This window comes from Arthrobacter caoxuetaonis (genome assembly GCF_023921125.1).
Taxonomy (GTDB): domain Bacteria; phylum Actinomycetota; class Actinomycetes; order Actinomycetales; family Micrococcaceae; genus Arthrobacter_B; species Arthrobacter_B caoxuetaonis.
Window position 1 is genome coordinate 3,241,750 of the sequence record NZ_CP099466.1, and the last position, 25,744, is coordinate 3,267,493.

Below are 25,744 nucleotides of genomic sequence, written 5' to 3' on the forward strand. Positions count from 1 at the left end.
ACGACGGCGCCGCCCGGGAATGAGTCCCGGGCGGCGCCGTCGTTCTATCTGCGTTTTGTCAGGAACGCCGGCGCTGCAGCCACGGCTGCAGCAGGCCGGTGACCCAGGGCAGCACCCAGTAGGCCATGATCGGGGTGAGGATCGCCGTCGTGATGAAGACGCGAAGCGGCATCAGGACGTCGTCCCAGCCGGGAACGGCGACGGCAGCCAGCCAGGTGAAAGCCAGGTTTACCGGGAAGAAGCCCAGCCAGATGGCCACGGCCTGCTTCCAACGCGGCGGCTTTACCGGAGCTTGAAGGTCAGTGGTGGACGACGGCGCGTCGAACCAGCCTTCGATGCCGGTGCGGCGGGTGACGGTGCGGTCTTCCACCATGTCCCGGCCCCGTTCGAGCCAGGACCGGCGTGGTTCGGAGTGCTCCCACGCGTCCAGCGCAGCGGCGTCGGAGAAGCGGTAGAGCATGTGCCATTCATCGGAGGTGGCGGAGGCGCGGACCCATCCGGAGCCAAGGAACCCGGGCCAGGTGTTGGCGAGGTTGACGCCCTCCTGGACCCAGTGGGTGGCCTCAGACACGCGGCGGGGATCGACCCGCCGGGTGATGGAGACCGTCACCGCCTCCGGCCCCCGGGCCGGAAGGGTGTCAGTGTGCTGTGATGTCATGCTTTCCAGTATCGGGTCAGGGATTCGGCGGGGACGAATCCGCGGTTCAGGCCAGCAGCGAGGCGGCTTGTTCGGCGAGCAGCACCAAGGACAGGCACACCATGATGATGCCGCTGCCCAGGGTGACGGCGCGGGCGCCGGCGGGCCGCGAACGCAGCAGCCGGCGGGCGGCCAGGGACACACACGTGTAGACGACGATGGACACGGCAAAGTGGGACAACCCCAGGACCAGTGTCTGCAGCGGCACGGCGAGAGCGGCGCCGGGGTCGACGAACTGCGGGATCAGGGCCAGGTACAGCAGCAGCGCTTTGGGGTTGGTGCCGCTGGTTCCGAGGCCCTTCAGGAAGTCCCGCCGGGTGTCGGAGCGCGGCGGCGCCGGCCGGGTGTCGGAGCGCGGCGGCGCCGGCCGGGTCAGGAGTGCAACACTGCCTTCCGCCGTAACCGGAGCGGGAGCTGCTCCACCGGGAGCGGGCGCCGTCGTCGTGTCCGCCGTGAATCCGGCCGAGCGCCAGGTGCGGATGGTGGCAACCCCGAGCCACAACAGATAGGCCGCGCCCAAAAGGGTCAGGCCGGTCAGCAGCTGCGGCGTCGCCGCGATGACGGCGGCCAGCCCGGCCACGATCAGGGCGGTGTGGAAAAGATAGCCAGCGCAGAGTCCCGCGACGGCCGGGGCGACCCGGCGGGCCCGCAGCCCTGACGAGATGCAGTAGGCCCAGTCAGCACCCGGCGTCATGGCCAAGGTAACGGAGACGGCCGCGAAGCCTGCGAGCTGCTGAAATTCCATGAGCTCCAGCCTAGGGATCCGGCCGCGAAAAGTGCTGACCCATAAATACCTCCATCAGCACCGTAAAGATAAGATTCTTGCGTGACCGATGCCATTGACCGGGAAATTTTGCGCCTTCTCCAAAAGGACGGGCGAATGTCTGCCACCGCACTGGCGGCCGAAGTGGGCCTGACCGTGGCTCCGTGCCACCGGCGCATCAAGGAACTCGAACGCCGGGGCGTGCTGACCGGCTACCGTGCCGTCGTGGATCCGGCCGCTGTTGGGCTCGGCTTCCAGGCGCTGGTGTTCGTCACGCTCCGGGACCGGGCCCACATGCTCGCGTTCGAAGAGGAGGTGGGCCGCAGCGGGCAGATCGTGGCGGCGGACCGTCTCTTTGGCAACCCCGACTTCCTGCTGAAGGTCGTCGCCGCCGACCTCCAGGCCTACCAGCAGTTCTATGACGAAGTCCTGGTCGAGCTGCCCGGTGTGGAAAAACTGACCAGCACGATCGTGATGAAGACGCTGAAGGAAGAAGGGGCCCTTCCGCTGTGATTCCCGGCCGCTGCCGGGCGTAGATTGGAACGCATGCCACTGGAGTCCGAAGAACTAACCGTCAATGCAGGGGACGGCACCGTCTCCGCTGCCTATGCGCGGCCGTCCGATGCCTGGGCGTCCTTGGTGGTGGCGCACGGAGCCGGCTCCGGCATGGAGCATCCCTTCCTGACCGGCTTTACCGATGCAATGAACGACGGCGGCGTGGCCACGTGGCGCTTCAACTTCCCCTACCGGGAAGCAGGGAAGAAGTTCCCGGACCGCGCACCGGCAGCGATTGCGGCCTGGCGTGCAGTGATGTTCGCGGCCGAAGACAACGCCGGCGGTGTTCCCGTCTGGGCCTGCGGGAAGTCCTTCGGCGGGCGGATGGCGTCCATGGCCGTGGCCGAGGGTATGCAGGCCGCCGGACTCGTGTTCCTCGGCTACCCGCTGCACCCGCCGGGCAAACCGGAGAAGCTGCGCGACGAGCACCTGTACGGACTGACCCTGCCCATGCTGTTCCTGCAGGGCACCCGCGATCCGTTTGCCCTCCCGGGTGAGCTGGAACCGGTGGCCGAAAGGATCGGGCCGAACGCCGTCGTCGAGCGTATTGAAGGCGGAAACCACATGTTCGAGGTGGCCGGGAACAAGCGTCCGCAGGATGTGATCGGGGCGTCTCTGGCGGCGCCGGTGCTGGAGTTCCTGCGGGCGCACACGCCTGGGCGCTAGTCCCCGCGGCGGGGCGCGAGCTGCGCCGCCGGGCGCAAACCTTCGGGGAGATAACGTCCCCTGCTGGGCGTCCGCCCAAACCTTCGGGGAGATAACGTCCCCTGGGGCGCTCCGAAAGAACGTTTACTCCCCGAGGGTTCGTCAAGCAGGGCGCTAAAGAACGTCAGCTCCCCGAAGGTTGCACGAGTATTCCCGGACTGCCGGTATCCTGCCATGGTGAAAAACAGTGACACCAGGCCGCAGGCGGACAGTGCGCCGACGGGGCCCAAGGCGTTCGTAGTACCCGAAGGCTGGACCCGTTCCCCTCACCGCAATACCAGCAAGTACGCCATGGAGGTGGCCTATGGCCGGCACGCATGGCGCGGAATCTACCTAAACGACGGCGCCGGCAACGGCTACTTCGCCCCGGGGTGGAATGGGGTGCGGCTGGCGCGGAATATGCGCGTGGTGCAGCGTGCGACTGGTGCCCTGACCATTTTGTCCCTCCTGGTCTTCGGTGGCTGGACCGTAAAGACGGTACTCGACAACAGGGAGTACTACCGGCTCTCCGCTGAGGGGGTCCAGGTCCAGGCCCTGGTGCAATCGGTTTCGACCGAGACATCGACGCGGCACCCCAAAAACAGCGACCGGTCCTACACAACCAAGACAGCAGCTGTTGTCAGCTATTCGGTGGGCGGGGGTTCATTCTCGGGGACGGTGGAACACCGGTCCCACTCAAAAGACGGATATCCCGAACCTGAATGGCAGCCTGGGGAACTGGTGGAGCTGTATGCCGATCCGGCTGCTCCCGAGAAAATCGTGGTTCTCAGCCCGTACCTTGAAGATCGGACCAGCCCCGTCAACGGCGCCACGTGGTTCTTGATGATCGCAGGCTTGGCGATATCGGCTGTTCCTGCGGCCATTTACTTCGTTGCCCGCAGCAGCCGGCGCAAGGCAGAAGCACTCTAGTCCGTCGCCGGCCAGGGGGATGCAGGTTTTGACGGAACTGCGGTGTCCTGCCACGATCAGTCTGGGCATTCGCCGACGTCAACACGCCCATCCGCATTATGCGCCGCAGGATCCTGCGGCCCCTGTCCAGGAGGAATCTTTGTCGCCACATCCCGCTTTGCAGGCTGTTCTCTGGGATATGGACGGCACGCTCGTGGACACCGAACCGTATTGGTTCGCCGCCGAGAAGGAGCTGATGGCCCGGTTTGGAGTTCGTTGGAGCGATGAGCAGGCCATGGAACTGGTGGGCAATGCCCTGCCCGATTCAGCCCGTGCACTGCAGGCGGCGGGCGCTGACCTGGGCATCCGCGAGATCCTCGATGAGCTACTGAAGAGCGTGGTCCGCGCGGTCCAGCAGAAGACTCCGTGGCGGCCGGGGGCCCGTGAGATGCTTGCCGATCTCCACTCCGAGGGGATTCCCTGCGCCATGGTCACTATGAGCGAGACCCTGCTGGCCCGCGTCGTCGCCGACCAGCTGCCCGAGGGCACTTTCCGCTTCCTTGTCACCGGGGAGATGGTCTCCCTGGGCAAGCCCGATCCGGAGCCCTACCTGCTGGCGGCGAAGCTGATGGGCGAAGAGCTCGGGGCATCCGTGGACCTGGACCGCGTGGTCGCGGTGGAGGATTCGCTTCCCGGCGTCGCCTCGGCCAAGGCATCGGGCGCTGTGACGCTCACCGTTCCGAACGCCGTCGAGGTCCCGGAGCAGCCTGGCATCACGCGCTGGGAGACCCTGGCCGGCCGCACCGTTGCTGATCTGCAGGCGCTGGTTGTGGAGCGAAGCACCCTCCGGGTTTAAGGCATCTGGTTCGTAACCTCAGGCGGGTACCCGGGGAACCACTGATTCTTTGAGTCCCTGGCCAGGTTCGCGTCCGGCGGGATATCCATCCCCTGGGCCAGGGCGTTTCGCACCGCCATGAAGTCCCGCGGAGTGTTGACGCAGTCCGCAGCAATGATCCGGCCTTCGCGGTAGTAGAGAACGGAGAATCTTTCGCTCTCCGGATCCCCGCGCAGGACAGTGCTGTCGTGCCCTGCGGACAAGCCGGCGATCTGCAGTTTCAAGTCCCCCTGATCCGACCAGAACCACGGCACCGTCCGGTACTCCGCTTCCAGGCCCAGCAGCGACCGCGCGGCGGTTTTCGCCTGTTCGACGGCGTTCTGGACACTCTCCAGCCGCACGTTCCCGCTGCCGTAGTCCGCGACGAATGGATTGGGCATGTTGGCACAATCCCCCGCAGCCACCGTGACACCGTCCGAGGCAACCGCGCTCGAATCCACCACAACGCCGTTGCTGACTTCCAGGCCAAGACGTTCGGCCAGTTCGGTGCGTGGAAGCACCCCCACCCCGATGACGACGACCTCGGCTGGGACTGTGGGGCCTTGAGCAAGCTCAACTCCTGTAACTCGGCCGTCTTCGCCAGCGATACGGACAATTTCCGCGTTCAGTAAAACTGTTGTTCCGCGGCGCCGGTGTGCCCAGAGATAGAAATCGCTCGTCGTTTCGGCAACCGCCCGGCCCACCAGCCGGGGCGCGGCCTCAATGATAGTTACTTGTTTGCCGGCCGCCCGGGCAGCGGTGGCCACCTCCAGCCCAATGAATCCGCCACCAATGACCGCCACGCTGCGGGCCTTGCCGAGCAAGCTGTGCAGGGACGCTGCCTGGTCTGCATCGCGCAGATAGCACACACCCTCCATCTCCGCCCCGGCAAGAGGGAGCTTCCGCGGAGCTGCACCGGTGGTCAGTGCGAGCCTCGTAAAAGGGAACACCCTCCCGCTCACGCCGACGGCGGTGCCGCCGTCGGTGCCCCTAGAGATATCCACGATTTCTTCCCCTGTGACCAATTCAATCCCCTGCTGGTCAAACCACTCCTCGGTTCGGAAGGTCAGCGAGGCTGCGGTCGCTTCCCCCTTGAGGAAGGCTTTGGACAGGGCAGGCCGCTGGTAGGGGAGGTAGGACTCTTCGCCGACCAGCACAATGGGCGCCGCATCCCCGAGCTCCCGCAGGGTGGTAGCCAGTTGAACTCCGGCCTGGCAGTTTCCGATGATCAGGGTCGCGCCGGTGGAGTTGCTCGTTTCCATCACTTAGACCTGCGTTTCCGGGATCCGGACCCTGATATCCACGTCTACCCGAAGCTGGCAGGAGAGCCGGCTGCCTTCTTCCCGCTCGGCTGCCGCGCAGTCAAGCATCTCGTCCTCCACGGCGGAGATCTCCGGCAGCCTCGCCCGGTCACCTGGTTCGACGTAAACGTGGCAGGTGGCGCACATTGCGCTGCCGCCGCACTCGGCAACGATCCCCGGAACGCCGGAGGAGACTGCCGTGCGCATAACGCTGGCGCTTGCTTCGGCTTCGACAATCATTTCAGTGCCGTCAGGCTGGATATAGGTTACTTTTGGCATCTTTGGCTCCGGGAGTTCAGACGGACGGGGTGAGGCGCAGCGGCAGGGAATCTAGTCCGCGGAGCGTGTTGTTGAGCTGTTGGATAGGCGCGCCGATAATCTCGATCTTCTGCACACGTCGGGCCAGTGCCGAGAGGATACACTCGCCCTCCATCCGTGCGAGCATCTGACCTAGGCAGGCATGGATACCGAAGCCGAAACCGACATGGCCCATGGTTTTGCGGGTGATGTCGAAGACCTCCGGGTTTTCCCATCTACGGGGATCACGGTTTGCCGCGGCAATGAACATTAGGATTTTGGCGCCCTCAGGAATTTTGATGCCTGAAAGTTCCGTGTCTCTGGACGTGGTGCGGAAGAACGTCTGGACTGGTGATTCGTACCGGATCGTCTCTTCGAACGCGGCTCGCGCCAGCGACGGGTCATTGTGCAGCAGCCGGTACTGATCCGGATGTTGGGCAAGACACAGCAGTGCATTGCCGATCCCGTGGACGGTGGTGTCCACGCCGGCGGAAAGGAAGGAGCGCAGCAGCCTGGCTGAGTCCTCCGCTTCATAGCCAGCTTCGGCAGCGGCGGCGTGGATCCGGTTGCCCAAACCGTCCCCGCTGAGCGCCCCCGGCTGGCACTGCTCCATAACCCAGCCGGCGGCCTTTGACCCTCTTTCCATGGCCTTTTCGAAATGTCCGTTCCTTGGCCCGAACGTGTTAAAAACCATGGACCCGTAGGGCAGCAGGTTCTCGCGTCCTTCCTTGGGTAACCCGACAAAGTCAGGAAAGACCTCAAGCGGATATGCCTCAGCCAGGTCTCTGACTCCGTCAATATCGCCACTTGCCGCGACCTGTTCCACCATGCGATCCGCTCGTTCCTGGAAGCCGACCTTGAGCTCGCGAAGGAATTTGGGGCTCAGTATGCTCGTCACAACGTGCCGTGCCCTGGTGTGCTCCGGGGGATCCGCCTCCAGCAGGAGGCTCGGGGCCCGCCAGGGTTTGTCTTTGCGGAAATCCGTGATGCCGACGCCCGCCGAGGAAATGAAAGTCTCATGGTTTGAGAACACCTGCGAAACCTCGTCATGGCGGGCGACTGCCCAGACTTGGTAACGATCCAACCATGTCACCGGACCTGCTTCGCGCAACTGAGAATGGGCTTCGTATGGGTCGGCCAGAAAGGTATCGGCGAACGGGTCCAGATCGAGAACCGGGATATCGGATTCTGTTGTTGCAGTCATGTGTCCTCCTAGTCCGCGAGCAGTGGACGGGTGTCCAATGTGGTGTCGATGATCTTGTATTTGTGCATCAGATCTGCAGTTTTCTGCAGCTGATCACCGTCGAGGTTGCCCTGGAAACTGGGCATTTCGATTTGTTCCACGACTTCTGCGGGGACCTTGGTAAAGGTGGGGACCAGCTCAACCAGCCGCGGACGGTTGTCCTGGAGTTCCTCCGCTGATACAGCAATGGCCTTGCGGAAACCTTCGACTGCGTCGGGGTTCTCCTGCAGGAATTGTTCCGTCGTGAGCCATCCTGCCACCGGCATTCCGTCGACCGGCCCAGTGAACAGGTTTGAGATTTTGACGAAGCCAGCCGCTTCCGCACTGGCCTGGAATGGCTCAACCTGCCAGATGGCGTCCACAGCTCCGCGCTCCAGGGCTGCCTGCATATCCGGGTATGGCATCTCGATCAGGTCCACGGCCGAAGAATCCAGTCCGGCATCCTCAAGCAGCGCGTAGACGGCGACGGAACCGATGTTCTGGAGATTGTTCACCGCGAATGTCTTGCCGGCGAGATCCTCTATCCCGGTGATGCCTGAATCCTTAGCCACAAAGATTCCGTGGTCGGCCGCGCCGACGTCGTTCCCGGAAATGAAGCGCACCGGCAGCCCCTGCTTTACCGCCAGCAGCGCCGAGGTGTAGTTGGCATAGGTGACGTCGACGCCGCCCGAGACCAGGTTTGGGATCGCGGCGGCCCCACCCTGAGTCTGGACGAGTTCGACTTCGAGGTCTTCGGCAGCAAATAGGCCATTCTTCTCCGCATGCACCGCGGTAGAGGTGTGCACCAAAGGGAAATAGCCGACCTTCACAGTTACGTCTGATGCCGCCTGCGAAGACCCGCACGCGGCTAGCCCCAGCGTTGCTGCAGAAAGAGCCGCGATTGTGAAGTAACGCTGGAAATTTCCGCGTGCAATCATCGTTTTCCTTTCAAAGGGCGCCTCATTGCGCCTGATCAATGTCCTGCTAATAAGCGGTTTTCAGATCGAACCCCCTCGCCCGAGTATGAGATGTGTCACAATGCTGGCTCCAGCTAGTTTCCGTTGAAAGGAAAATATGGCCAACGGTTCTTCGGGGCGGTCAGCACTCAGCAGGATTATGCAGATTCTGGGCACCTTTGACGTAAATTCCGCATTCCTTACCGTGTCCCAGCTGTCACAGCGAAGCGGTCTGCCGCTCGCAACTACACACCGGGTGGTGTCGGAACTCGAGCAGTTTGGCTTGCTTGAACGGGAACGGGACAAGACTTATCGGATAGGCGTACGCCTGTGGGAAATCGCCTGCCGTACACCGGGTGCCCTGGGGATCCGTGAAATAGCCATGCCCTATCTTCAGGAAATCCACTTCGCCGTGCGGCAGCATGCCCAGCTGGGCATCCTCCAAGGCCATGATGTGCTCTTCCTGGAACGACTTTCGACCCGGAACGCCGTTGTGAATGTGACGCTCATTGGCGGGCGGCTGCCCCTGCACGCCTCCTCCAGCGGACTGGTTCTCCTCGCGCACGGGCCCGGCAGTCTCCAAGATGAGGTACTTTCCTCAGAGCTCGTGAAATACACAAAAGATACGGTCCAGAGTCCGGCGCACCTCCGCCGGTTGCTGGCCCAAATCCGCGAACAGGGCCATGCAGTCGGCAATGGCTTCATCCATCCCCATGCCCGGGGAATAGCCGTCCCGGTTTACGGGATGCAGGAAACGGTCGTTGCCGCCATCAGCGTGGTGATTCCCAATGACGCTACTCCGACGCTTCCGACGGTACGCCTGCTAAAGGACGCCGCCCACCAGGTTTCAACGGCGTTGCGGGCCGCCTACCTACCGCTAGGCGACCCCCACGACCCCCAGTCGACCGTTGGCGGCAAATACCGCACTCTGGTGAACTCCTCCATGAATTCCATGGACTTCTTTGCGCGGCACCGGCAGAATCATTCGCTGTAAGTATGCGAAGTCGCGGCTAGTACGGCGTGTGCTGGTGCAGGGCAAGCTTCCACTCGCCGTCCTCCTTCGCATACACACTGCTCAGCAAGGCCGTGTAAGGAGTGCCCTCCCGGTCGGCCCGCACCTTGTAGGTGAGGACGCCGACGTCGTTCCCCAGGTAGTTCTCCAGCGGGTCGATGATCTCGAACGCCGACCAGGGCGGCCCGCCCATCGAATCGATGATCTGCTGGCGGTCCGTGATCCGCAGGCCGTTGGTCAGCATCACCACGGGCTCCCGGGCCAGCACCCGGGCATAGAACGCCGTTGCCGCCGCCGGCCCGGTGGACAGCGCGTGCCAGCCGGACGTCTCCAGTTCCACAAGTTCGTTTTCCATGGTCCGGCACTGTAGCCCGGGTCAGCGGGAGGAAACAGGGGCGGCCGGAATATCCGCAGTGCACCGGACGCTGACACCAACGTGAAGAAGATTGGATTCCTTTCCTTTGGCCACTATCAGGACGTTCCGGGGTCGCTGACGCCGACGGCCGGTGACGCGCTGCTGCAGGCCATCGACCTGGCGGTCGCGGCCGAAGAAGTCGGTGCCGACGGAGCGTTTGTGCGCGTGCACCATTTCGCCCCGCAGCAGGCCTCGCCGTTCCCGCTTCTCGCGGCGATGGCTGCCCGCACCAAGCGCATTGATCTGGGCACCGGCGTGATCGACATGAGGTACGAAAACCCGCTGTACATGGCTGAGGAAGCCGCGGCAACGGACCTGATCAGCGGCGGCAGGCTGCAGCTCGGCATCAGCCGGGGATCCCCCGAGCCTGCGCTGCGCGGCGCTGAGTCGTTCGGCTATGTACCCGGCGAGGGACAGACCGACGCCGATATGGCCCGGCACCACACCGATGTTTTCCGCGCGGCCATCATCGGCCGCGGCATGGCGCCCGCCAACCCGGAGATGACCGGGCACCGCGGACTGCTGCCCATCGAGCCCCAGTCCCCCGGCCTCAGCGACCGCATCTGGTGGGGTTCAGGCACCCGGGCAACGGCTAAGTGGACCGGCGAGCAGGGCATGAACCTGATGAGCTCCACCCTGCTGACCGAGGACACCGGCGTCCCCTTCGATGAGCTGCAGGCCGAGCAGATCCACGTCTACAAGGAAGCGTGGAAGGCTGCCGGCCATCCCGGGCAGGGCAAGGTCTCCGTGAGCCGGAGCATCATTCCCCTGGTTTCCGACGCCGACCGCCGTTACTTCGGTGTGCGTGCCCAGGTTGAAGGCCGGGATCAGGTGGGCAGGCTGGAGGGCGGCCTGGCCCGGTTCGGGCGCAGCTATGTGGGTGAGCCGGACGTGATCGCCAAGGAACTGGCCGCCGACGCTGCGGTCCAGCTTGCGGACACCGTGCTGGTCACGGTGCCGAACCAGCTGGGCGTGGACTACAACGCGGCGCTGCTGGAGAACATCGTCAAGCTCGTGGCTCCGGACGCCGGCTGGCGGTAGTCCGAGGGTTCATTCAGTGGCTCCCGTGACGGCGGCCGCGATCACTGCACCGGCGCTGTCTTCGACACCACCGCTCAGACGGATTGCGCTGATCTGCTCGAGCGGTGCGGCCAGCGGTACCGTGCGCGGTTGGCTATCGCAGGTCAGAGTGAAGGGGTCGATGCCGCTCCATGAGGACTCTGCGCGCACCATGGCGCCGAAGCTGGCTTCACCGCCACCGAAACAGGCCACACTGATGCCCTCGATGCGAGCCTCCGCCGGATAGCTCAGAGTCACTCCGTCAAATGGCACTTCCTCGCTCTGTGTGGCGCGCCAAGTACCGGCACCGAGGGAGCTCTCACTCGTCGCGGCAGTCTCGATGAAGGCGTCCGCCTGGGCCTGGGCTGTATCCCAGTCGGGTTCGGCCGGTGAGGCGCAGGACGCCAAACCGATCGAGAGCGTGGCAGGAATGACGAGCAGGGATCGGCGTCGGTGCATGGCGGTGATCGTAACACCAGCGCTCACAGCGATCTCAGCGCGCCGCGCCCCGGCGTCGTCATCCCCATCGAGAGGCCAGTTACGGCTCCTCTGAGCCCTCAAACGGGCCGTAAGTGGCCTCTCGGCGGAGGAAGAGAGGGCTACTTCTTCCGGCCGAAAACCAGGGACGCGAGCGCGGTCGCCGCAGTGACGGTGTAGACCGACGGCCAGGCGCCCATCTTCTTGGCGAGGGGATGCGAGAGCCCAAAGGCTGCCACATAGGTGGTGGTGAGGGCGACGGCGGTACCGGTGCCGGCGTCGCGCTTCCAGAGTGCAAACGCAGCTGCGCCCGCAACGGCGAGGACGGCTCCCCCGAGCTGCCGGTTGCCGGTGTCGCGGGCAGTCTTGTAGCCGCCGATCAGGCCGGCGGACGTGATGAGCGGGGTCAGCAAAGATGCCACGATTTCTCCTTGGGTTGGACTCCTTCCAGCCTAACCCCGCCCATCGAGAGGCCAGTTACGGCTCGTTTCAGTGCTGAAAAGAGCCGTAACTGGCCTCTCGGCGGTTGGGGCGGCGGTTGAGGGCAGGTGAGGGGAGAGCGCGGCAAATTCCGTTTGGGACCCTACCTATCAGCGGCAGCTCGGCGTTTACTGGAGAGCACCAAGAACCGAACCACAAGGGAGTGGAGATGGCTGATTCTGCACAGGCAGATCTGGACCGGGGCGTGGAAGCCTGGCTTGCCGCATTCAATACCGCGCTTCAGGACCGCAATGCCGCGGCGGCGGCAGATCTGTTCGAAGAAGACGGACTCTGGCGGGACTTCGTCTCCTTCACCTGGAACCTGAAAACCCTCGACGGACGGCAGCAGATCGCCGAAATGCTGGAAGCTGTCCTTGACGATGTGCAGCCCACCGGCTGGACCCTGGCCGAACCCGCGACGGGAGACGACGGTGTCACCGAAGCATGGATTACGTTCGAGACCGCACCCTCCCGCGGCTGGGGACACCTGCGGCTGCGCGACGGCAAGGCCTGGACCCTGCTCACCACCATGCAGGAGCTGAAGGGCTTCGAAGAGGAGAAAGGCGCCAACCGGCCCAAGGGCGTGGAACACACCATCGAGCGCGGGCGGAAGTCCTGGCTCGAGCAGAAACAGGAGCACCAGGCCCGGCTGGGCTATGAGGATCAGCCGTACTGCGTGATCGTGGGCGGAGGGCAGGGCGGCATCGGCCTGGCCGCGCGGCTGCGGCGGCTGAACGTGCCCACCATCGTGATCGAGCGGAATGAGAGCGCCGGCGATTCGTGGCGCAAACGGTACAAGTCCCTCGCCCTGCACGACCCGGTCTGGTACGACCACCTGCCCTATCTCAAGTTTCCCGATGACTGGCCGGTGTTCGCTCCCAAGGACAAGATCGGAGACTGGCTGGAGCACTACACCGCGATCATGGAGCTGGACTACTGGTCCGGCACCGAGTGCCTGGGCGCCGCATATGACGACGACGCCGGCACTTGGGAACTGCGGGTCCGCCGGCGTGGCGAAGAGGTCACGCTCCGTCCGCAGCAGCTGGTATTCGCGCTCGGAGTCTCCGGCTACCCCAATGTGCCGGAGTTCGACGGCGCCAAGGCCTTCCTCGGCGAGCAGTACCACTCCTCGCAGTACCCCGGCGGCGGAGACCAGGCCGGGAAGAAGGCCCTGATCGTCGGTTCGAACAACTCGGCCCACGACATCGCCGCCGATCTCTGGGAACACGGTGCGGACGTCACCATGCTGCAGCGCTCCTCCACTCATATCGTCCGAAGCGATTCGCTGATGGAGTTCGCGCTCGGGGACCTCTACTCCGAGCGGGCGCTGGCCGCCGGCACGACCACCGAAAAAGCGGACATGCTCTTCGCCTCACTCCCCTACCGGATCCTGCCCGACGCCCAGATCCCGATCTACGACACCATTGCCGAGCACGACGCCGAATTCTATGACCAGCTCCGCGCGGCGGGGTTCGACCTCGATTTCGGTGAAGATGGTTCCGGCCTGTTCCTGAAGTATCTGCGCCGTGGCTCCGGCTACTACATCGATGTCGGCGCCTCCCAGCTGATCATCGACGGGCGGGTGAAGCTGAAGCAGGGCCAGGTCGCCAAGCTCACCGGCAGCGGTGCGGTGCTCGATGACGGGACGGAACTGGACGCGGACATCATCATCTACGCCACCGGGTACGGGTCAATGAACAACTGGCTGGCGGACCTGATCTCCCCGGAGGTCGCCGACCAGGTAGGCAAGTGCTGGGGCTACGGCTCCGGCACCACCAAGGATCCGGGCCCATGGGAGGGCGAGCTGCGCAACATGTGGAAACCGACCAACGTGGAGAACCTCTGGATCCACGGCGGAAACCTGCACCAGAGCCGGCACTACTCAACCTTCCTGGCGCTGCAGCTCAAGGCCCGGATGGAGGGGCTGCCAACTCCGGTGTACGGACTGCAGGAGGTACACCACACGCGCTGACCCCTAACCCCGCCCATCGAGAGGCCAGTTACGGCTCGTTTCAGCGCTGAGAAGAGCCGTAACTGGCCTCTCGGCCTCTCGGCGGGGGACGGGGGACGGGGGAGGTGACCACGCCCTACGGTCCCAGACGACGCAGCCGGTACTCCAGCTTGGCGCGGCGGGTGCCGTCGTCGTCCATGAAGTGCGTGCGGTCCACGTACTGGGTGCCGAAGCGGTGCAGCAGCACGTCGTCGGCCGCGCGCACATGCCCGGGCGGGAAACGGTACTCGATCCGGCGTGCGGCGAAGGCCCAGTCCGCCGTCTTGAACAAGGCGTACGCCAGCGGAACGGTATCCACCCCATTGGCCCGCAGCACGTCAACCAGCCATTCATACTGTTCAGCGCGGCTGCGCGGATTCTGCGGCAGCTCATGCTCCAGGATGCCCCGGACCGCAGCAGCGGTGAGCTCCAGTGAAGGTTCCGTGGCTGCCTGCACCGATTCGCGTTCGTCGAGCGCTTTTTGGGCGGTGACCACCTCGTTGATGGTGTCGAACTCGCGGTCAGCCAACTCGATCAGCCCGGACGCCAGCGTGAAGGCCCGGTTGACCTCTGGAGGCACCTCGCCGCCGTTCTTGTAGCGGATGTCGTGCTCGAACTCAGCCCAGGCATGCTGCAGGATGGTGCGCAGCTGCACCTCAAACCGCTGGCCGGCAAACGCGTCGCACCCCGGCGGCGGCCGGCGGGCCGGAACGGCGAGGACCAGGTGCTGGCCGGAATAGCCGAACTCTCCGCGGGAGCGCTGCTCGCTGGCTTTGTCGACGTGGCCGAGCTGGTCAAAGGCTCCGGCGAGCGCCCCAATCGCGCTGCTGATGTCCGATTCGAGGAACAGGATGACCCGCAGCCCGATGATGTCATCAATGTCCTGCATCCCGCCCGGATACTTCGGCGCACCGTCTGGCAGCAGCCGGGACAGCTTGGTGTTCAGCGAGCCGTGGCCCTTCACCCGGTGCTGGATGTCGTGGTAATTCAGCCCGTCATCCCCGAGCCGCGCGACGACGGCGGAGTGGATGGCGGACTCAGCTGCCTCAAACTGCGGACGCACGGCTTGGAAGGCCTGGGTCCATTGCTCAACCTGGTCGCTGTGGACCGGCGGAATCTGCACGTTTTCTCCTTGCCGGGTTGCGGGGCCGCCCACCGCGGATGCGGCGGCCGTCTCTCCGGTAAAGGTACGACGCCGAACCCACCCCACCAGTGTTTGTCCGGTTCCGGCCAAAGACAACACCTGCCCGCGGACCCGCGGCCCGGCGGTGCCGGTTGGACCCGGGCTATGGTTCCGGAAAAGCGTTGAAAGCCGCGCCCGGCAGGCGAAGAATTGGCAGAGCATGATTCCCAGCCTTCCCGTCCCCGGTCCGGACGGCCTGGTGTATTCGAGGCGGAGGAACCCATGACCCAGACTCCAGCTCCTGATGCAGCGCCCAACGCCGTCGCCTGGCCCCAGCCCGCGAACAGCCTTTACCCGGCCCTGGCGGATACTCTCAGCGGATCCCTCACCCTGTTCGGTGACGACGGCTACGATGCCCAGCGCCGGGTCTGGAACGGGATGATCGATGTGCTGCCTGCCGCCGTGGTGCGTGCCGCGAATACCGAGGATGTTGCAGCTGTCCTCGCCTTTGCCCAAGCCACCGGGCTTCCGCTGGCGGTCCGCGGCGGCGGCCATAATGTGGCCGGGAACGGCACGGTCGACGGCGGCATAGTGCTCGACCTGGGCGATCTGCGGGGCGTCGAGGTCGATCCGGCAGCGGGCACGGCGACCGTCGGAGGCGGCGCCACCCTGTCCGACGTCGACTCGGCGACCGTACCGCTGGGCCTGGCCGTTCCGCTGGGGGTGGTCTCGGGAACCGGCGTCGCGGGCCTGACCCTGGGCGGCGGCGTCGGGTGGATGACCCGGTCGCACGGGCTCAGCGTGGATAACCTGCTGGGCGCCGACGTCGTGCTCGCGGACGGGACCACGGTCCATGCCTCCGCAGAGGAAAACCCTGAACTCTTCTGGGGCCTGCGCGGCGGAGGCGGGAACTTCGGCGTCGTCACGTCCTTGACGTTCCGGGCGTGGCCGCTGCCCGAAAGCGTCTACAGCGGGAACCTGATCTATCTTGGCGACCGGTTCGAGAATGCCCTGCATGCCTTCTCCGCGTGGAGCGCCGATGTGCCCGATCAGCTCACCACGATCGTGTCCTTCCTGGTTCCGCCCGCGGAGTGGGAGCAGGGCGATGATCCGATCATGGCGGTCGGCTTCGCCTGGGCGGGTGAGGACCAGGCGGAAGCGGAGGCCGTCATCGACCGGCTGCGGGCCCTGGCCGCCCCGGATGCCGAACTGGTGCAGCAGACGCCGTGGCTGGACTGGCAGTCCGCGGTGGACGGCGTGTTCCCGCACGGATCCCGTGCCTACTGGAAGAACACGTCCTTCAACTCCCTGGACCCCGCTCTCATCGACGTGCTGGCCCGCCGTGCGCGGGAACAGTCCTGGCGCGGCACCGGGTTCGACCTGCACCACATGGGCGGTGCGTTTGGCCGGATACCGGAGGACGCGACGTCGTTCCCGGTCCGCGACGCCCGCTACTGGCTCAACATCTACGGCTATTGGAATGATCAGGCCGACGACGAGCACCACACGGCGTTCGTGCGGGGACTCTCAGCAGACATGGAACCGCATGCCGGCGGCGGGCAGTACGTGAACTTCATGGGCGCCGAAGACCCGATCCAGGCTGCGCCGGGCGTCTATTCCGGCGACAAGCTGGCGCGGCTCAGGGCTTTGAAGCAGTCCGTGGACCCGGGCAATCTGTTTCGCCGCAACCACAACATTGCGCCGGGTACTGTGTGAGCACCGCGGCAAGCCGCGCGCGCTCTCAGCTCAGTTCAGTCCAGTTCAGTTCAGTTCAGCGCCAGTAGTTGTTGGCGGCCGCGATGGTGGCAAACTCGATGGCCACCACCTGCGATGAGGCGATCAGTTCCTCCGGGTCCGTCGAATACACGTCACGGCCCGCCTTAAGGACGTTCTCGTCGGGCTGGATGGCGTAAATGCTGTGCAGGGCCATATCCAGCGCCAGCTTGCGGCCCTCCTCCGGCGTCGCGGTGATAAGGGAATTACCCGGGATCAGTTCCATGCTGCACCTGGTTTCTGTTGGTTGCTGTACTTGGCTCCTTGATCCACGATCCCAGTACCGGCGGACGGCCGGTAGCCCCGGGGGCGGTTCCCCGCCCCTGCAGCCTCAGGCGCCGGGCCGGGGCTCAGGCCTCCGGCGTGCTACCGCCGGCGGTGCGGTAGCTCCAGAGTTCGGCGCTGACGCCGACCGGCTTCTGCCGCTCCTTGTCCGCCCCCTCGCCGTGTCCGTGGCCGTGGCCGAAGTTCTTGGATGCGACCCAGTCCTGGAAGGCCTTCTCATCCCGCCAGCGCGTCAGAACCAGCCACGTGGTCCGGTCATCCGTGGGCTGGAGCAGTTCGAAGCCTTCAAATCCGTCCTGGTTGTCGACTGCGCCGGCGCGGGCCGCGAAACGGTGGGCCAGCTCGTCGCCGGAGTCGGCGGGGACAGTGATTGCATTGATTTTGATGATGCTCATAGCCCCATTATCTCCATGGCGTCCCTGCAACTCCGATGCGGCGGTGGCACTAAGCTCGGATTCATGAGAACGGATTTCGACCCCGCAGCCATGGGCGGCCGCAGCTTCTACCGGCTGCTGACCTCGGTTGTGGTGCCGCGGCCCATCGCCTGGGTTTCCACGCGTTCGGCAGACGGTGTGGACAACCTGGCCCCGCACTCCTTCTTCACCATCGCCTCGGTCAACCCTCCCGTGGTGTCTTTCACCTCCGTGGGCGAGAAGGACTCGCTGCGCAACATCCGGAAAACGGGCGAGTTCGTCATCAGCCTCGCACCGGAGAACCTTTTCGAAGCCATCAACGCCACCGGCACCGGCTTCACCGCGGACATCAGCGAGTTCGACGCCGCCGGGATCGCCCGGGAGCCCAGTGCCACGGTGCGTCCGCCCAGGGTTGCCGGATCGCCGGTGGCCCTGGAGTGCAGGCTGCACGAGATCCATCCCGTCGGAGACTGCTTTGTTGTGTACGGGGAGATCACGTGCGCCGCAGTCCAGACCGATACCCTCGACGACGACTCCCATCCCAGGATCGAAAAGCTCAGGCCGCTCTCCCGCCTCGGGCTGAACGAGTGGGGCACCGTCGGCGACGTCCGGGACATCACGCGTATTCGCCCCGAGGAGTGGCCCGGCCACTACCGGGGCGCCTAACAGCTCGGCGGCACGGGATTCCCGGATTTGCTACCTTGGAATCAGGGCCCGCACACCCGGCCCCCGGACGACGGTTCAGTACCCGGCACGCGACAAGACTGGCCAAAGGAGCTAGCCATGTCATGGGTTGTCCTCATAGCCTCCGGAATGCTTGAAGCCGTCTGGGCTACAGCACTGGGGAAGTCGAACAACTTCAAGAAACCCCTCCCCACCCTCGTTTTCGCCCTGGCACTGACCGCCAGCATGGCCGGCCTGGCGTGGGCGATGCTCAGCATCCCGGTGGGCACCGCGTATGCCGTGTGGGTGGGAATCGGCGCCGTGCTCACGGCCGGTTATGCCATGGTCTTCGGCGGCGAGAAAGCCACCGTCATCAAGGTGGTGCTGCTGATGGGAATCGTCGGATGCGTTGTTGGCCTGAAGCTGGTGGCATAGCCATGGCCTGGATCATCCTTCTGCTCAGCGCCGTCCTCGAAGCCGTTTGGGCCACCGCACTCGAGGCTTCCAACGGGTTCACCGTCCTGGCGCCGTCGATCATCTTTGCCGTGGCGGCCGCCCTGTCCATGGCCGGCCTCGGCTACGCCATGAAGCACATTCCCATCAGCACCGCCTATGCCGTCTGGACCGGTTTGGGGGCGGTGCTCACCGTGGCCTGGGCCATGTTCACCGGCACGGAGGAACCCGGCGTGCTGAAGGTCCTGTTCCTGGCCGGAATCATCGGCTGCGTGATCGGCCTGAAGTTCGTGGACAAGCCCGCGCCTGAACCCGCCGGAAAGTCACACGACTCCTGAGCCGGACCCTGCCCGGTTGTTATCCACGTGCCGCATGACCAGGGCTGCGGCGATCAGGGCCGCCGAGAATGACAGGCAGGCTCCCGGAGCCAGCAACACGATCTGCGTCAGGGTGACGAAAAACCCGTTCCCGCCGTTGTAGGTGAGCGCGCCGAAGCTGGCCATGAACGGGTTGGTCAGGAGCGCGATCAGAATTCCAGCCGCGCCGACGGCGATGCCCGCCCAAAGCGTCTTCCGGTACATGCCCACTGCGGCGGCTTCTGCCATGATTCCCCCTGAGATAGCTGCTGGCTGTTGGGGTTCACCTAAACAGGCATCAGCGGACGGGGCAAGCTTTGCGCGGTTGTGTGGGAACCCCGACCCGCCCCGGGGCGCGGGGCAGTTCCCTGCACTTTGGGACATCCCTTCCGCTTTGGGACATTCCTGCGCGGCATCACAGCAGGAATGTCCCAAAGTGGCGGGGATGTCCCAAAACGCCGTCGTTACTCGCGGGAAGGGTGTGCCCCCCCCCGGTAACACCCGTCACAACCGGCGGGAATCCACGCCGGAACCCCCGCCGGAACCCGAGCGGCCTAGCGGCGCGCAGCCTCGGGGAGGCTGGTGCCCGTCTCGATGAAGCGCTGGTGGAAGGCGAGGGACTCGTCGAGCAGGTGCGGCGTGTGCTTGCCGACGCTCTCGCGGCTGGCCCGGTCGAAATAGTCCTGCAGCAGCGGCTGGAAGTCCGGGTGGGCGCACTTCTCGATGATCGTCCGGGCACGCTGCTTCGGGGAAAGCCCGCGCAGGTCCGCCAGGCCGCGTTCGGTGATGATCAGCATGGTGTCGTGCTCGGTGTGGTCCACGTGGCTGGCCATCGGCACGATTCCGGAGATTTTCCCGCCCTTGGCCGTACTCGGGGACATAAACGCGGAGAGGAAGCCGTTGCGGGCAAAGTCTCCGGAGCCGCCGATGCCGTTCATCATGGCCGTGCCGCCCACGTGGGTGGAGTTCACGTTGCCGTAGATGTCCGCTTCGATCATGCCGTTCATGGCGATGCAGCCCAGCCGGCGGATCAGTTCCGGATGGTTGGAGATTTCCTGGGTCCGCAGGATGATCCGCTTGCGGTAGAAGTCGATGTTGGAGTTGAACTCCTCAATCCCGGCCGGGCTCAGCGAGAAGGAGGTGGCCGACGCCACCCGGATCACGCCGTCGCGGATCAGCTCCAGCATGCCGTCCTGGATCACCTCGGTATAGGCGGTGAGTCCGGTGTAACCGGCGCCGGAGAGGCCTGCCAGCACGGCGTTGGCGATGTTGCCGACGCCGGACTGCAGCGGCAGGAGCTTGTTGGTCAGCCGTCCGGCCTTGATCTCGGATTCGAAGAAGTCCAGCAGGTGCCCGGCGATCATCTGCGAGGTTTCATCCGGCGCAGCGAAGGGCGTCATCCGGTCCGGGGCGTCCGTTTCGACGACGGCGATCACCTTTTCCGGATCCAGGCGCAGGTAGGGCTCACCGATCCTGTCGTCCGGGTTGACCAGCATGATCGGCTTCCGGTGCGGGGGCAGCGCTGTGCCGTAGTAAACGTCGTGCATCCCGTCCATCGCGGCAGGCTGCTGCATGTTGACCTCGAGGATGATCTTGTCCGCCTGCTCAATCCAGGTCTTGTTGTTGCCCACCGAGGAGGAGGGGATGAGGCTGCCGTCCTCGTTGATCCCGACGACCTCGATAACGGCCAGGTCGATGTGTCCGTAGAACCCGAACCAGGTGTACTGGGCCACGTGCCCGAGGTGGATGTCGATGTATTCGAGTTCGCCGTCGTTGATCCGCTTCCGCAGGGTGGGATCCGACTGGTACGGCAGGCGAAGTTCCATGCCGCCGGCCTGGGCGAGCACGCCGTCGAGCTCCGGGGCGGTGGAGGCGCCGGTGAGCACCTTGATTTGGAAGTCCTCGCCGCGGGCGTGCGCTTCTTCCATCTGGGCGGCCAGGGCACCCGGCACAGCCTTGGGATAGCCGGCTCCGGTGAAGCCGCTCATCGCCACCGTCATCCCCGGTTTGATCATCGCGGCTGCCTGCTCGGCAGTCATCACAAGTTTGGAGAGTCCCGGGTGGGAAATACGGTCGCGCATTAATGGCCTTTCACAGAACGAATCCATCAACCCTAACCGCAGGTGAGCCGAACCTCACACTCCGCCCCTCCGCCAGCGGAGCCCTCCCTGCGGCCGAAGTTGGCGCAGGGGCTTCCGGGTATGCCCGGAGAAGACGATACTTCTCCACATCATTGCGTTCCAGGCATTCCACGCACTCCAGGAGCCGATATGTCAGTGGACGACAGAGGAACCTCGATTTTCCGGCGCAAGCCCATCGAAGAAACCGAAGACGAAGTTTCCGGCTCCAAGCTTTTCAAGAGCCTGGGGCTGTGGCAGCTGACAGCCATCGGTGTCGGCGGCATCATCGGCATCGGCATCTTCACCTTGGCAGGGCTGGTCGCCAACGGAGGGCCCGACGCCGAGGGCGTGGGTCCTGCGGTCCTGATCTCCTTCCTGATCGCCGGACTGGCGAGCGCGGCCGCAGCGCTCTCCTACGCCGAGTTCGCCGGCATGGTCCCGCGCGCAGGGTCGGCCTACACCTACGGCTACGTTGCCCTGGGTGAGGTCATCGGCTGGTTCATCGGCTGGGACCTGCTGCTGGAGTACACGGCGATCGTCGCCGTCGTCGCCATTGGCATTTCCGGGTACTTCACGGAGTTCATGGCCGGGATCGGTTTGGATGTCCCGGTCTGGATGCAGGGAACGGGCGACGTCGTGGAGGGCGGCCTGGTAAACCTGCCGGCACTGATCGTGTGCCTGTTCATCACCTTTATCCTGAGCCGCGGCACCAAGACGTTCGGCCGGTTTGAACTGGTGGCAGTCGGATTGAAGGTGCTGCTGATCCTCTTCATCATCGGGATGGGCATCTTCTTCGTGAACACCGACAACTACACGCCGTTCCTTCCCAACGGTTTCGGCGTGGTGTTCACCGGCGCGGCAACGGTCTTTTTCGCCGTCTTCGGTTACGACGCCATGAGCACCGCCGCCGAAGAGGCGAAAGACGGCAAGAAGCATATGCCCAAAGCCATCCTGCTCTCCCTCGGCGTCGCGATGGTCCTCTACATCCTCGCCACCCTGGTCCTCACGGGAATGCAGAACTACACCGAGATCAGCCCGACGGCGGGATTCGCCTCCGCGTTCCAGAACGTGGGCCTGCCGGTTATCGCCACCGTGATTTCCGCTTTCGCGGTGCTCTCCATCCTGACCGTGATGCTGACCTTCCTGCTCGGTGTCACCCGGGTCTGGTTCTCCATGAGCCGCGACGGGCTGCTGCCGCGGTGGTTCTCCGGGACGGACTCCCGCGGCACCCCGCAGCGGGTCACCTGGATTGCCGGCGGAGTCTCCGCAGTGCTGGCCGGCTTCTTCCCGATCCGGGCGGTTGCGGACCTGACCAACATCGGCATCCTGGCGGCCTTCGTGGTGGTCTGTGTGGCGGTGATCGTGCTGCGGCGCACCCAGCCGGACGCTCCGCGGGAGTTCCGCCTCCCCCTGATGCCCTGGATTCCGGCGTTCGGTGTGCTTGCCTCCGGGTTCCTGATGCTGCAGCTGCACTGGGAAACCTGGCTGCGGTTCGGCATCTGGCTGGTGATCGGGCTGATCATCTATTGGTTCTACGGCCGGAAGCATTCGCTGCTGAACCCGGACAGCCCGCGGCACTCACCACGGGACCCCAGCCCTGCCCCGCCGACCCCTGAGCCCGACGCCGCCGGCTAGGGTGCAGGCAGCGGCTTCAGTGCCCGGCCGGACGATCCCGCCCGGCGGTAGGCGAGGCCTATTCCGACGCAGGCAAGATAGAAGCCGCCGATCGCCAGCCACCCGCCCAGGAAACCGCCGGAGAATTCCAGCAGCAGCCCCATGGCCAGCGGACCGGCCGCGAACCCGGCGTACATTCCCAGCGACACGGCACCGGAGGCGGCCCCGACCCGCTGTTGGGACACTTCACGGAGCACCCCGGCCATCACCACCACGTTCACGCCCAGGACCGACGCTCCGTGGAAGAGCACTCCGGCCCACAGCAGCAGCGGATTCCCCGTCTGTCCGGCAGCCAGCAGCAGTCCCGCACCTACAATCGCTCCGCCGGCAAGGATGAGCAGGAGCGTGGAGGCCCGGACTCCCTCGGCCATCCGCCGTCCCCACAGCACGCGGGATGCCACACCTACGACGCCGGCAGCTGCCGCGGCCACTCCGCCCATCACCAGGGAGAAGCCCAGCTCACGCTGCGCGAACAGCGGAAGGTAGACGTTGGTGGCCTGCATCCCCGCACCGGAAAACAGGGCGAAGGCGGCCAGCAGCCAGACAGTGGCCGGGAACCTGCGGTCCACCGGTCCACGCTCGGCCTTGGGCGTGGAGGGCACTCTGGGTTCCGGCGGCAGCCGGGTCCAGGAATAGGCGAGCAGCAGCGCCAGCACGACGGCGGCACCGGCTGCGGCACCGCGCCAGCCGGCCACCAGGGCAGCGGCGGGGAAGAACAGGCTGGAGAAGAGCTGGCTCGCCTGCACGCCGGATTGTTTGATGCCCATCCATCCGGGCCTCTTGGCAGGCTCCACGGCGTGGCTGATGACCCGGTTGGTCGTGGGGTTGGAAATCGCCTGTGCGGGGCCCGACAGCAGCACGGCCGCAAGCAGCCAGAGGTAGTTTCCCGAGACCGCCATCAGGACCAGGGCGAGGGCGGTGCCGCCGAAAATGATGGCCAGCTGGGACCTGGCCGTGATGCGGTCACTCAGCCGGCCCAGTGACATTGAGGACAGGGCAGCGCTGGCAAAACAGGTGGAGGCAAGCAGTCCGAACTGGGTCTCACTGATGCCGAGGTCCGCCATGATGAGCGTGCTGGTGGCGGACAGCCCGTAGTTCATCACCGGCCCGGCACCCATGGCGCAGACCAGCACAAACAACAAACCCGGACCTGACGTGGAGCGCAAAATAATCCCTTCGTGAAACGACACAAACCATTGTTGCTTGTGTTAGCCAGAGTTACGTGCAAGAGGGACTAATATCAGCCTTAGGGTCCATCCATCATTGGACCCGCTTAGCTGGGGGAGATCCAAATGGGCAGTGAGTCTCAGGCGAGCGTGCCTTCCGCGCGCCGCCGCTCCGTGATGCTCTTTCGCCGTGCACGTACCGTCCTGGTGGCCGTAGGCGTGTTCTGGCTCTGGATGCTGTTCTTCAGTGCCTCCATGGTCGCGTCACTCTTCGACCGCCCCTTTTACGCCATGATGGCCCTGTACGCGCTGGGCGCGCTGACACTGATTTCGCTCCTCGTCGCTCCGGTGGCGCTGTCCTACCTGCTGATGAACCGCCCGCCCAAACCGGCGTCCTCCGCCGCGCGGCCGTCCGGCCCCGCACGCCTGGCACTGCTGGTGGAGCAGCTGCGCTCCGGAGCAGCTGCGCGTTCGATTCGACCCCAGCGGCCGGCTGGACCTGCGCGGCCAGCTGGACCTGTGCAGCCGGGTGCGCCTGCGCGTTCGGGTGCGCCGGCGCGGCCCGAAACGGGTCCGCGGACCCACGAACCCCACCGCTCCGTCCGCTCCGACCTGGCACCGGTCATCAAAATGATTCCCCGCAGGGTCAAGGACAGCGGCTCTGCCCTTGGCAGCCGCGCCGCCGCCAAGTGGCGGGACCTGGCTTCCTAGCCAGCCGCAACCCGGCGCCGTCGGCTGAGGCAGTTCCGGCAGTTTCCGCAGGTCCCGGCAGACGGACCAGGCAGCAATGTCAGTGCCGTCCTCCAGAGTGGAGTGCATGAGTCTCACTGCCCGGCCGATGCCTTCCCCGACCCACGAGCGCCCGCGCGTCTCCCACGCTCCGTACCGGCGCGAGCCGTACGTCCGCTGCCGTGCCGGCGCGCTGTCCGTGGACGGCAAAGCCGTCGCCTGGACCCGGACCCATGTGCTGGTGCACTGGATTGACGACGACGGCCAGGCGCACAACCGCTGGGTGCCGGCCGCCGCCGTCGTGCGCATCCTGCGGGACGAGTCCGCCTGGCGTGATCCCTACGATGACTTTGGGTTCTACTATGCCGACACTTCAGTGCAGCCGGGGGCCGCAGCCGCCTAGGTTATTGACACAGGAACCGCCGCCGGAGCTCAGTGGAATACTGGCGCGGCGCGCCGATGTCTACGAGATGTACCGCCAGCAGCTCGGCCGGGCGATCCTGCTGGGTCTGGAACTGCTGGTGGCGGCGGACATCATCCGCACCGTGGCCGTCACTCCCACCTTCGAGTCCCTGGGGGTGCTGGCCGTGATCGTTCTGATCCGTACATTCCTGAGCTATTCCCTCCAGCTGGAAGTCACCGGGAAGCTGCCATGGCAGCAGCCGGTTCCCGAAAAGCCCTCACCAGCACGATGACCGCAACCAGCAGGGTCGCGATGCCGAACGGGTTGGCCAATGCTGCGGAGTATCCCAGGACGTCGTTTCCGGCAACGGCCGAAAGCACCGATCCGCTGCCGTCCTCGCCAAAGTCCGGGACGAAGAAACCGAAGGCTCCCGCCAGGACGTAGTTGCCCAGCAGCAGGAACGAGGTTTTCAGCGGCGCACCGAACGGCCGGCGTGCCGCTGCGTTGACCGTGATCCGTATCGCCGCGGTCAACATCAGAATCGCCAGGACCGGGCCTGCCGTCACGGCGAAAATGGGAACCAGGTGCCCGTCCACCCCGAAGGCCATGCGCCCCGCGGTAATCCACAGCGGAATCACCAGGGCCATGGGAATACTTACGGCGGCCATGACGGCGCACAGAACGCGGGCGGGGGAAGAAGGCGGTTGCATGCTTCAACTCTAGGCTCGCGGCCCCACCTCAGCGGACGGGATGAGCACGGCGGCAAGGAAGTCATCTTCAGGGATGATGCGGCCCCCTGGTGCGGCTCCCTAGGATGAAAGGCATACGGGCCCGGCCCGGCTACTGTTCAGGCCTGTACACCCCCCACAACGTTGTCCTCCTGCTTCATCGGCGC

General features: G+C 65.2%; 31 protein-coding genes and 1 riboswitch. Of the genes, 15 read left to right on the forward strand and 16 right to left on the reverse strand.

The features are described 5' to 3' along the window. Positions 1–58: 58 nt before the first annotated feature. Positions 59–658, reverse strand: a complete 600-nt coding sequence (locus NF551_RS15005; RefSeq protein ID WP_252604965.1) for an antibiotic biosynthesis monooxygenase — start codon at positions 656–658, stop codon at positions 59–61. Between the two features lie 46 nt (positions 659–704). Next, positions 705–1,442: a LysE family translocator gene (locus NF551_RS15010; protein WP_227895884.1), complete on the reverse strand. Its 738-nt coding sequence runs from the start codon at positions 1,440–1,442 to the stop codon at positions 705–707. 81 nt (positions 1,443–1,523) lie between these two features. Here NF551_RS15010 and NF551_RS15015 point away from each other — a divergent pair, with 81 nt between their 5' ends. From NF551_RS15015 to NF551_RS15030, 4 genes are all read left to right on the forward strand, one after another. Next, the gene (locus tag NF551_RS15015) at positions 1,524–1,973 is read left to right on the forward strand and encodes an Lrp/AsnC family transcriptional regulator (RefSeq protein ID WP_227895885.1); all 450 of its coding nucleotides are present in this window, start codon (positions 1,524–1,526) and stop codon (positions 1,971–1,973) included. 33 nt (positions 1,974–2,006) lie between these two features. Next, on the forward strand, positions 2,007–2,681 hold the full coding sequence (locus NF551_RS15020; RefSeq protein WP_227895886.1) for an alpha/beta hydrolase family protein: 675 nt from the start codon (positions 2,007–2,009) through the stop codon (positions 2,679–2,681). Positions 2,682–2,894: 213 nt separating this feature from the next. Then, positions 2,895–3,629 (forward strand): DUF3592 domain-containing protein, encoded by a 735-nt coding sequence (locus NF551_RS15025; protein WP_252604966.1) that lies wholly within the window; start codon positions 2,895–2,897, stop codon positions 3,627–3,629. A gap of 139 nt (positions 3,630–3,768) precedes the next feature. Next, positions 3,769–4,464, forward strand: a complete 696-nt coding sequence (locus NF551_RS15030) for an HAD family hydrolase (RefSeq protein WP_227895888.1) — start codon at positions 3,769–3,771, stop codon at positions 4,462–4,464. Here NF551_RS15030 and NF551_RS15035 read toward each other — a convergent pair. The 4 genes from NF551_RS15035 to NF551_RS15050 are packed head-to-tail and all read right to left on the reverse strand — an operon-like array spanning position 4,461 to position 8,279. After that, positions 4,461–5,744, reverse strand: a complete 1,284-nt coding sequence (locus NF551_RS15035; RefSeq protein ID WP_227895889.1) for an NAD(P)/FAD-dependent oxidoreductase — start codon at positions 5,742–5,744, stop codon at positions 4,461–4,463. The genes NF551_RS15030 and NF551_RS15035 overlap by 4 nt on opposite strands. Positions 5,745–5,747: 3 nt before the next feature. Beyond that, entirely contained in the window at positions 5,748–6,062 is a 315-nt protein-coding gene (locus NF551_RS15040) for a 2Fe-2S iron-sulfur cluster-binding protein (RefSeq protein ID WP_227895890.1), read from the reverse strand. A gap of 16 nt (positions 6,063–6,078) precedes the next feature. Further along, a complete protein-coding gene (locus NF551_RS15045) occupies positions 6,079–7,284 on the reverse strand; it encodes a cytochrome P450 (protein ID WP_227895891.1) in 1,206 nt (401 codons plus the stop codon). An 8-nt stretch (positions 7,285–7,292) separates the two neighbouring features. Further along, entirely contained in the window at positions 7,293–8,279 is a 987-nt protein-coding gene (locus NF551_RS15050) for an ABC transporter substrate-binding protein (protein WP_252604967.1), read from the reverse strand. 97 nt (positions 8,280–8,376) lie between these two features. On the opposite strand from NF551_RS15050, the gene NF551_RS15055 reads away from it, so the two are divergent. Beyond that, the gene (locus NF551_RS15055; protein ID WP_269439002.1) at positions 8,377–9,252 is read left to right on the forward strand and encodes an IclR family transcriptional regulator; all 876 of its coding nucleotides are present in this window, start codon (positions 8,377–8,379) and stop codon (positions 9,250–9,252) included. Positions 9,253–9,268: 16 nt separating this feature from the next. Here NF551_RS15055 and NF551_RS15060 read toward each other — a convergent pair whose 3' ends face one another. After that, entirely contained in the window at positions 9,269–9,625 is a 357-nt protein-coding gene (locus NF551_RS15060; RefSeq protein ID WP_227895894.1) for a nuclear transport factor 2 family protein, read from the reverse strand. Between the two features lie 81 nt (positions 9,626–9,706). Here NF551_RS15060 and NF551_RS15065 point away from each other — a divergent pair, with 81 nt between their 5' ends. Continuing rightward, positions 9,707–10,726: an LLM class flavin-dependent oxidoreductase gene (locus tag NF551_RS15065; protein WP_227895895.1), complete on the forward strand. Its 1,020-nt coding sequence runs from the start codon at positions 9,707–9,709 to the stop codon at positions 10,724–10,726. A gap of 9 nt (positions 10,727–10,735) precedes the next feature. On the opposite strand, the gene NF551_RS15070 is transcribed toward NF551_RS15065, so the two are convergent. Continuing rightward, a complete protein-coding gene (locus NF551_RS15070) occupies positions 10,736–11,203 on the reverse strand; it encodes a hypothetical protein (RefSeq protein WP_227895896.1) in 468 nt (155 codons plus the stop codon). A 140-nt stretch (positions 11,204–11,343) separates the two neighbouring features. Next, positions 11,344–11,643, reverse strand: a complete 300-nt coding sequence (locus NF551_RS15075; protein WP_227895897.1) for a hypothetical protein — start codon at positions 11,641–11,643, stop codon at positions 11,344–11,346. 227 nt (positions 11,644–11,870) lie between these two features. Between NF551_RS15075 and NF551_RS15080 the strand changes: the two genes are divergently transcribed. Continuing rightward, complete coding sequence (locus NF551_RS15080) at positions 11,871–13,673, forward strand: NAD(P)/FAD-dependent oxidoreductase (protein ID WP_227895898.1); 1,803 nt, start codon at positions 11,871–11,873, stop codon at positions 13,671–13,673. 115 nt (positions 13,674–13,788) lie between these two features. On the opposite strand, the gene NF551_RS15085 is transcribed toward NF551_RS15080, so the two are convergent. Beyond that, positions 13,789–14,814 carry a GTP pyrophosphokinase gene (locus NF551_RS15085; RefSeq protein WP_227895899.1) on the reverse strand — a complete coding sequence of 342 codons (1,026 nt, stop codon included), beginning with the start codon at positions 14,812–14,814 and terminating at the stop codon, positions 13,789–13,791. Positions 14,815–15,096: 282 nt separating this feature from the next. Between NF551_RS15085 and NF551_RS15090 the strand changes: the two genes are divergently transcribed. After that, positions 15,097–16,530, forward strand: coding sequence for an FAD-binding oxidoreductase (locus NF551_RS15090; RefSeq protein WP_227895900.1), 1,434 nt, complete (start codon positions 15,097–15,099; stop codon positions 16,528–16,530). Between the two features lie 55 nt (positions 16,531–16,585). Here NF551_RS15090 and NF551_RS15095 read toward each other — a convergent pair whose 3' ends face one another. Both NF551_RS15095 and NF551_RS15100 read right to left on the reverse strand, forming a co-directional pair. After that, positions 16,586–16,813 (reverse strand): hexameric tyrosine-coordinated heme protein, encoded by a 228-nt coding sequence (locus NF551_RS15095; protein WP_227895901.1) that lies wholly within the window; start codon positions 16,811–16,813, stop codon positions 16,586–16,588. Between the two features lie 124 nt (positions 16,814–16,937). Next, positions 16,938–17,267, reverse strand: a complete 330-nt coding sequence (locus NF551_RS15100; RefSeq protein WP_227895902.1) for an antibiotic biosynthesis monooxygenase family protein — start codon at positions 17,265–17,267, stop codon at positions 16,938–16,940. Between the two features lie 63 nt (positions 17,268–17,330). On the opposite strand from NF551_RS15100, the gene NF551_RS15105 reads away from it, so the two are divergent. From NF551_RS15105 to NF551_RS15115, 3 genes are all read left to right on the forward strand, one after another. Then, positions 17,331–17,951, forward strand: coding sequence for a flavin reductase family protein (locus NF551_RS15105; RefSeq protein ID WP_227895903.1), 621 nt, complete (start codon positions 17,331–17,333; stop codon positions 17,949–17,951). 41 nt (positions 17,952–17,992) lie between these two features. Beyond that, a riboswitch (guanidine-III (ykkC-III) riboswitch) is annotated at positions 17,993–18,058 on the forward strand. Positions 18,059–18,068: 10 nt separating this feature from the next. After that, complete coding sequence (locus NF551_RS15110) at positions 18,069–18,383, forward strand: DMT family transporter (protein ID WP_227895904.1); 315 nt, start codon at positions 18,069–18,071, stop codon at positions 18,381–18,383. 2 nt (positions 18,384–18,385) lie between these two features. Continuing rightward, a complete protein-coding gene (locus tag NF551_RS15115; RefSeq protein ID WP_227895905.1) occupies positions 18,386–18,739 on the forward strand; it encodes a DMT family transporter in 354 nt (117 codons plus the stop codon). On the opposite strand, the gene NF551_RS15120 is transcribed toward NF551_RS15115, so the two are convergent. Both NF551_RS15120 and scpC read right to left on the reverse strand, forming a co-directional pair. Next, on the reverse strand, positions 18,725–19,006 hold the full coding sequence (locus NF551_RS15120; RefSeq protein WP_227895906.1) for a hypothetical protein: 282 nt from the start codon (positions 19,004–19,006) through the stop codon (positions 18,725–18,727). The genes NF551_RS15115 and NF551_RS15120 overlap by 15 nt on opposite strands. Positions 19,007–19,311: 305 nt before the next feature. Beyond that, the gene (scpC, locus tag NF551_RS15125; protein WP_227895907.1) at positions 19,312–20,838 is read right to left on the reverse strand and encodes a succinyl-CoA:acetate CoA-transferase ScpC; all 1,527 of its coding nucleotides are present in this window, start codon (positions 20,836–20,838) and stop codon (positions 19,312–19,314) included. A gap of 189 nt (positions 20,839–21,027) precedes the next feature. Between scpC and NF551_RS15130 the strand changes: the two genes are divergently transcribed. Next, the gene (locus NF551_RS15130) at positions 21,028–22,512 is read left to right on the forward strand and encodes an amino acid permease (protein ID WP_227895908.1); all 1,485 of its coding nucleotides are present in this window, start codon (positions 21,028–21,030) and stop codon (positions 22,510–22,512) included. Here NF551_RS15130 and NF551_RS15135 read toward each other — a convergent pair. Beyond that, positions 22,509–23,717 carry an MFS transporter gene (locus NF551_RS15135; protein WP_227895909.1) on the reverse strand — a complete coding sequence of 403 codons (1,209 nt, stop codon included), beginning with the start codon at positions 23,715–23,717 and terminating at the stop codon, positions 22,509–22,511. The genes NF551_RS15130 and NF551_RS15135 overlap by 4 nt on opposite strands. Before the next feature lie 126 nt (positions 23,718–23,843). Here NF551_RS15135 and NF551_RS15140 point away from each other — a divergent pair, with 126 nt between their 5' ends. The 3 genes from NF551_RS15140 (at position 23,844) to NF551_RS15150 (ending at position 25,141) form a co-directional block, all read left to right on the forward strand. Continuing rightward, on the forward strand, positions 23,844–24,428 hold the full coding sequence (locus tag NF551_RS15140; RefSeq protein ID WP_227895910.1) for a hypothetical protein: 585 nt from the start codon (positions 23,844–23,846) through the stop codon (positions 24,426–24,428). 106 nt (positions 24,429–24,534) lie between these two features. After that, positions 24,535–24,849, forward strand: coding sequence for a hypothetical protein (locus NF551_RS15145; protein WP_227895911.1), 315 nt, complete (start codon positions 24,535–24,537; stop codon positions 24,847–24,849). Beyond that, a complete protein-coding gene (locus NF551_RS15150; RefSeq protein ID WP_227895912.1) occupies positions 24,791–25,141 on the forward strand; it encodes a DUF1622 domain-containing protein in 351 nt (116 codons plus the stop codon). Before NF551_RS15145 ends, NF551_RS15150 begins: the two co-directional genes overlap by 59 nt. Here NF551_RS15150 and NF551_RS15155 read toward each other — a convergent pair. Next, the gene (locus NF551_RS15155) at positions 25,083–25,559 is read right to left on the reverse strand and encodes a hypothetical protein (protein WP_227895913.1); all 477 of its coding nucleotides are present in this window, start codon (positions 25,557–25,559) and stop codon (positions 25,083–25,085) included. The two genes, NF551_RS15150 and NF551_RS15155, sit on opposite strands and share 59 nt — an antisense overlap. Positions 25,560–25,744: the final 185 nt, after the last annotated feature.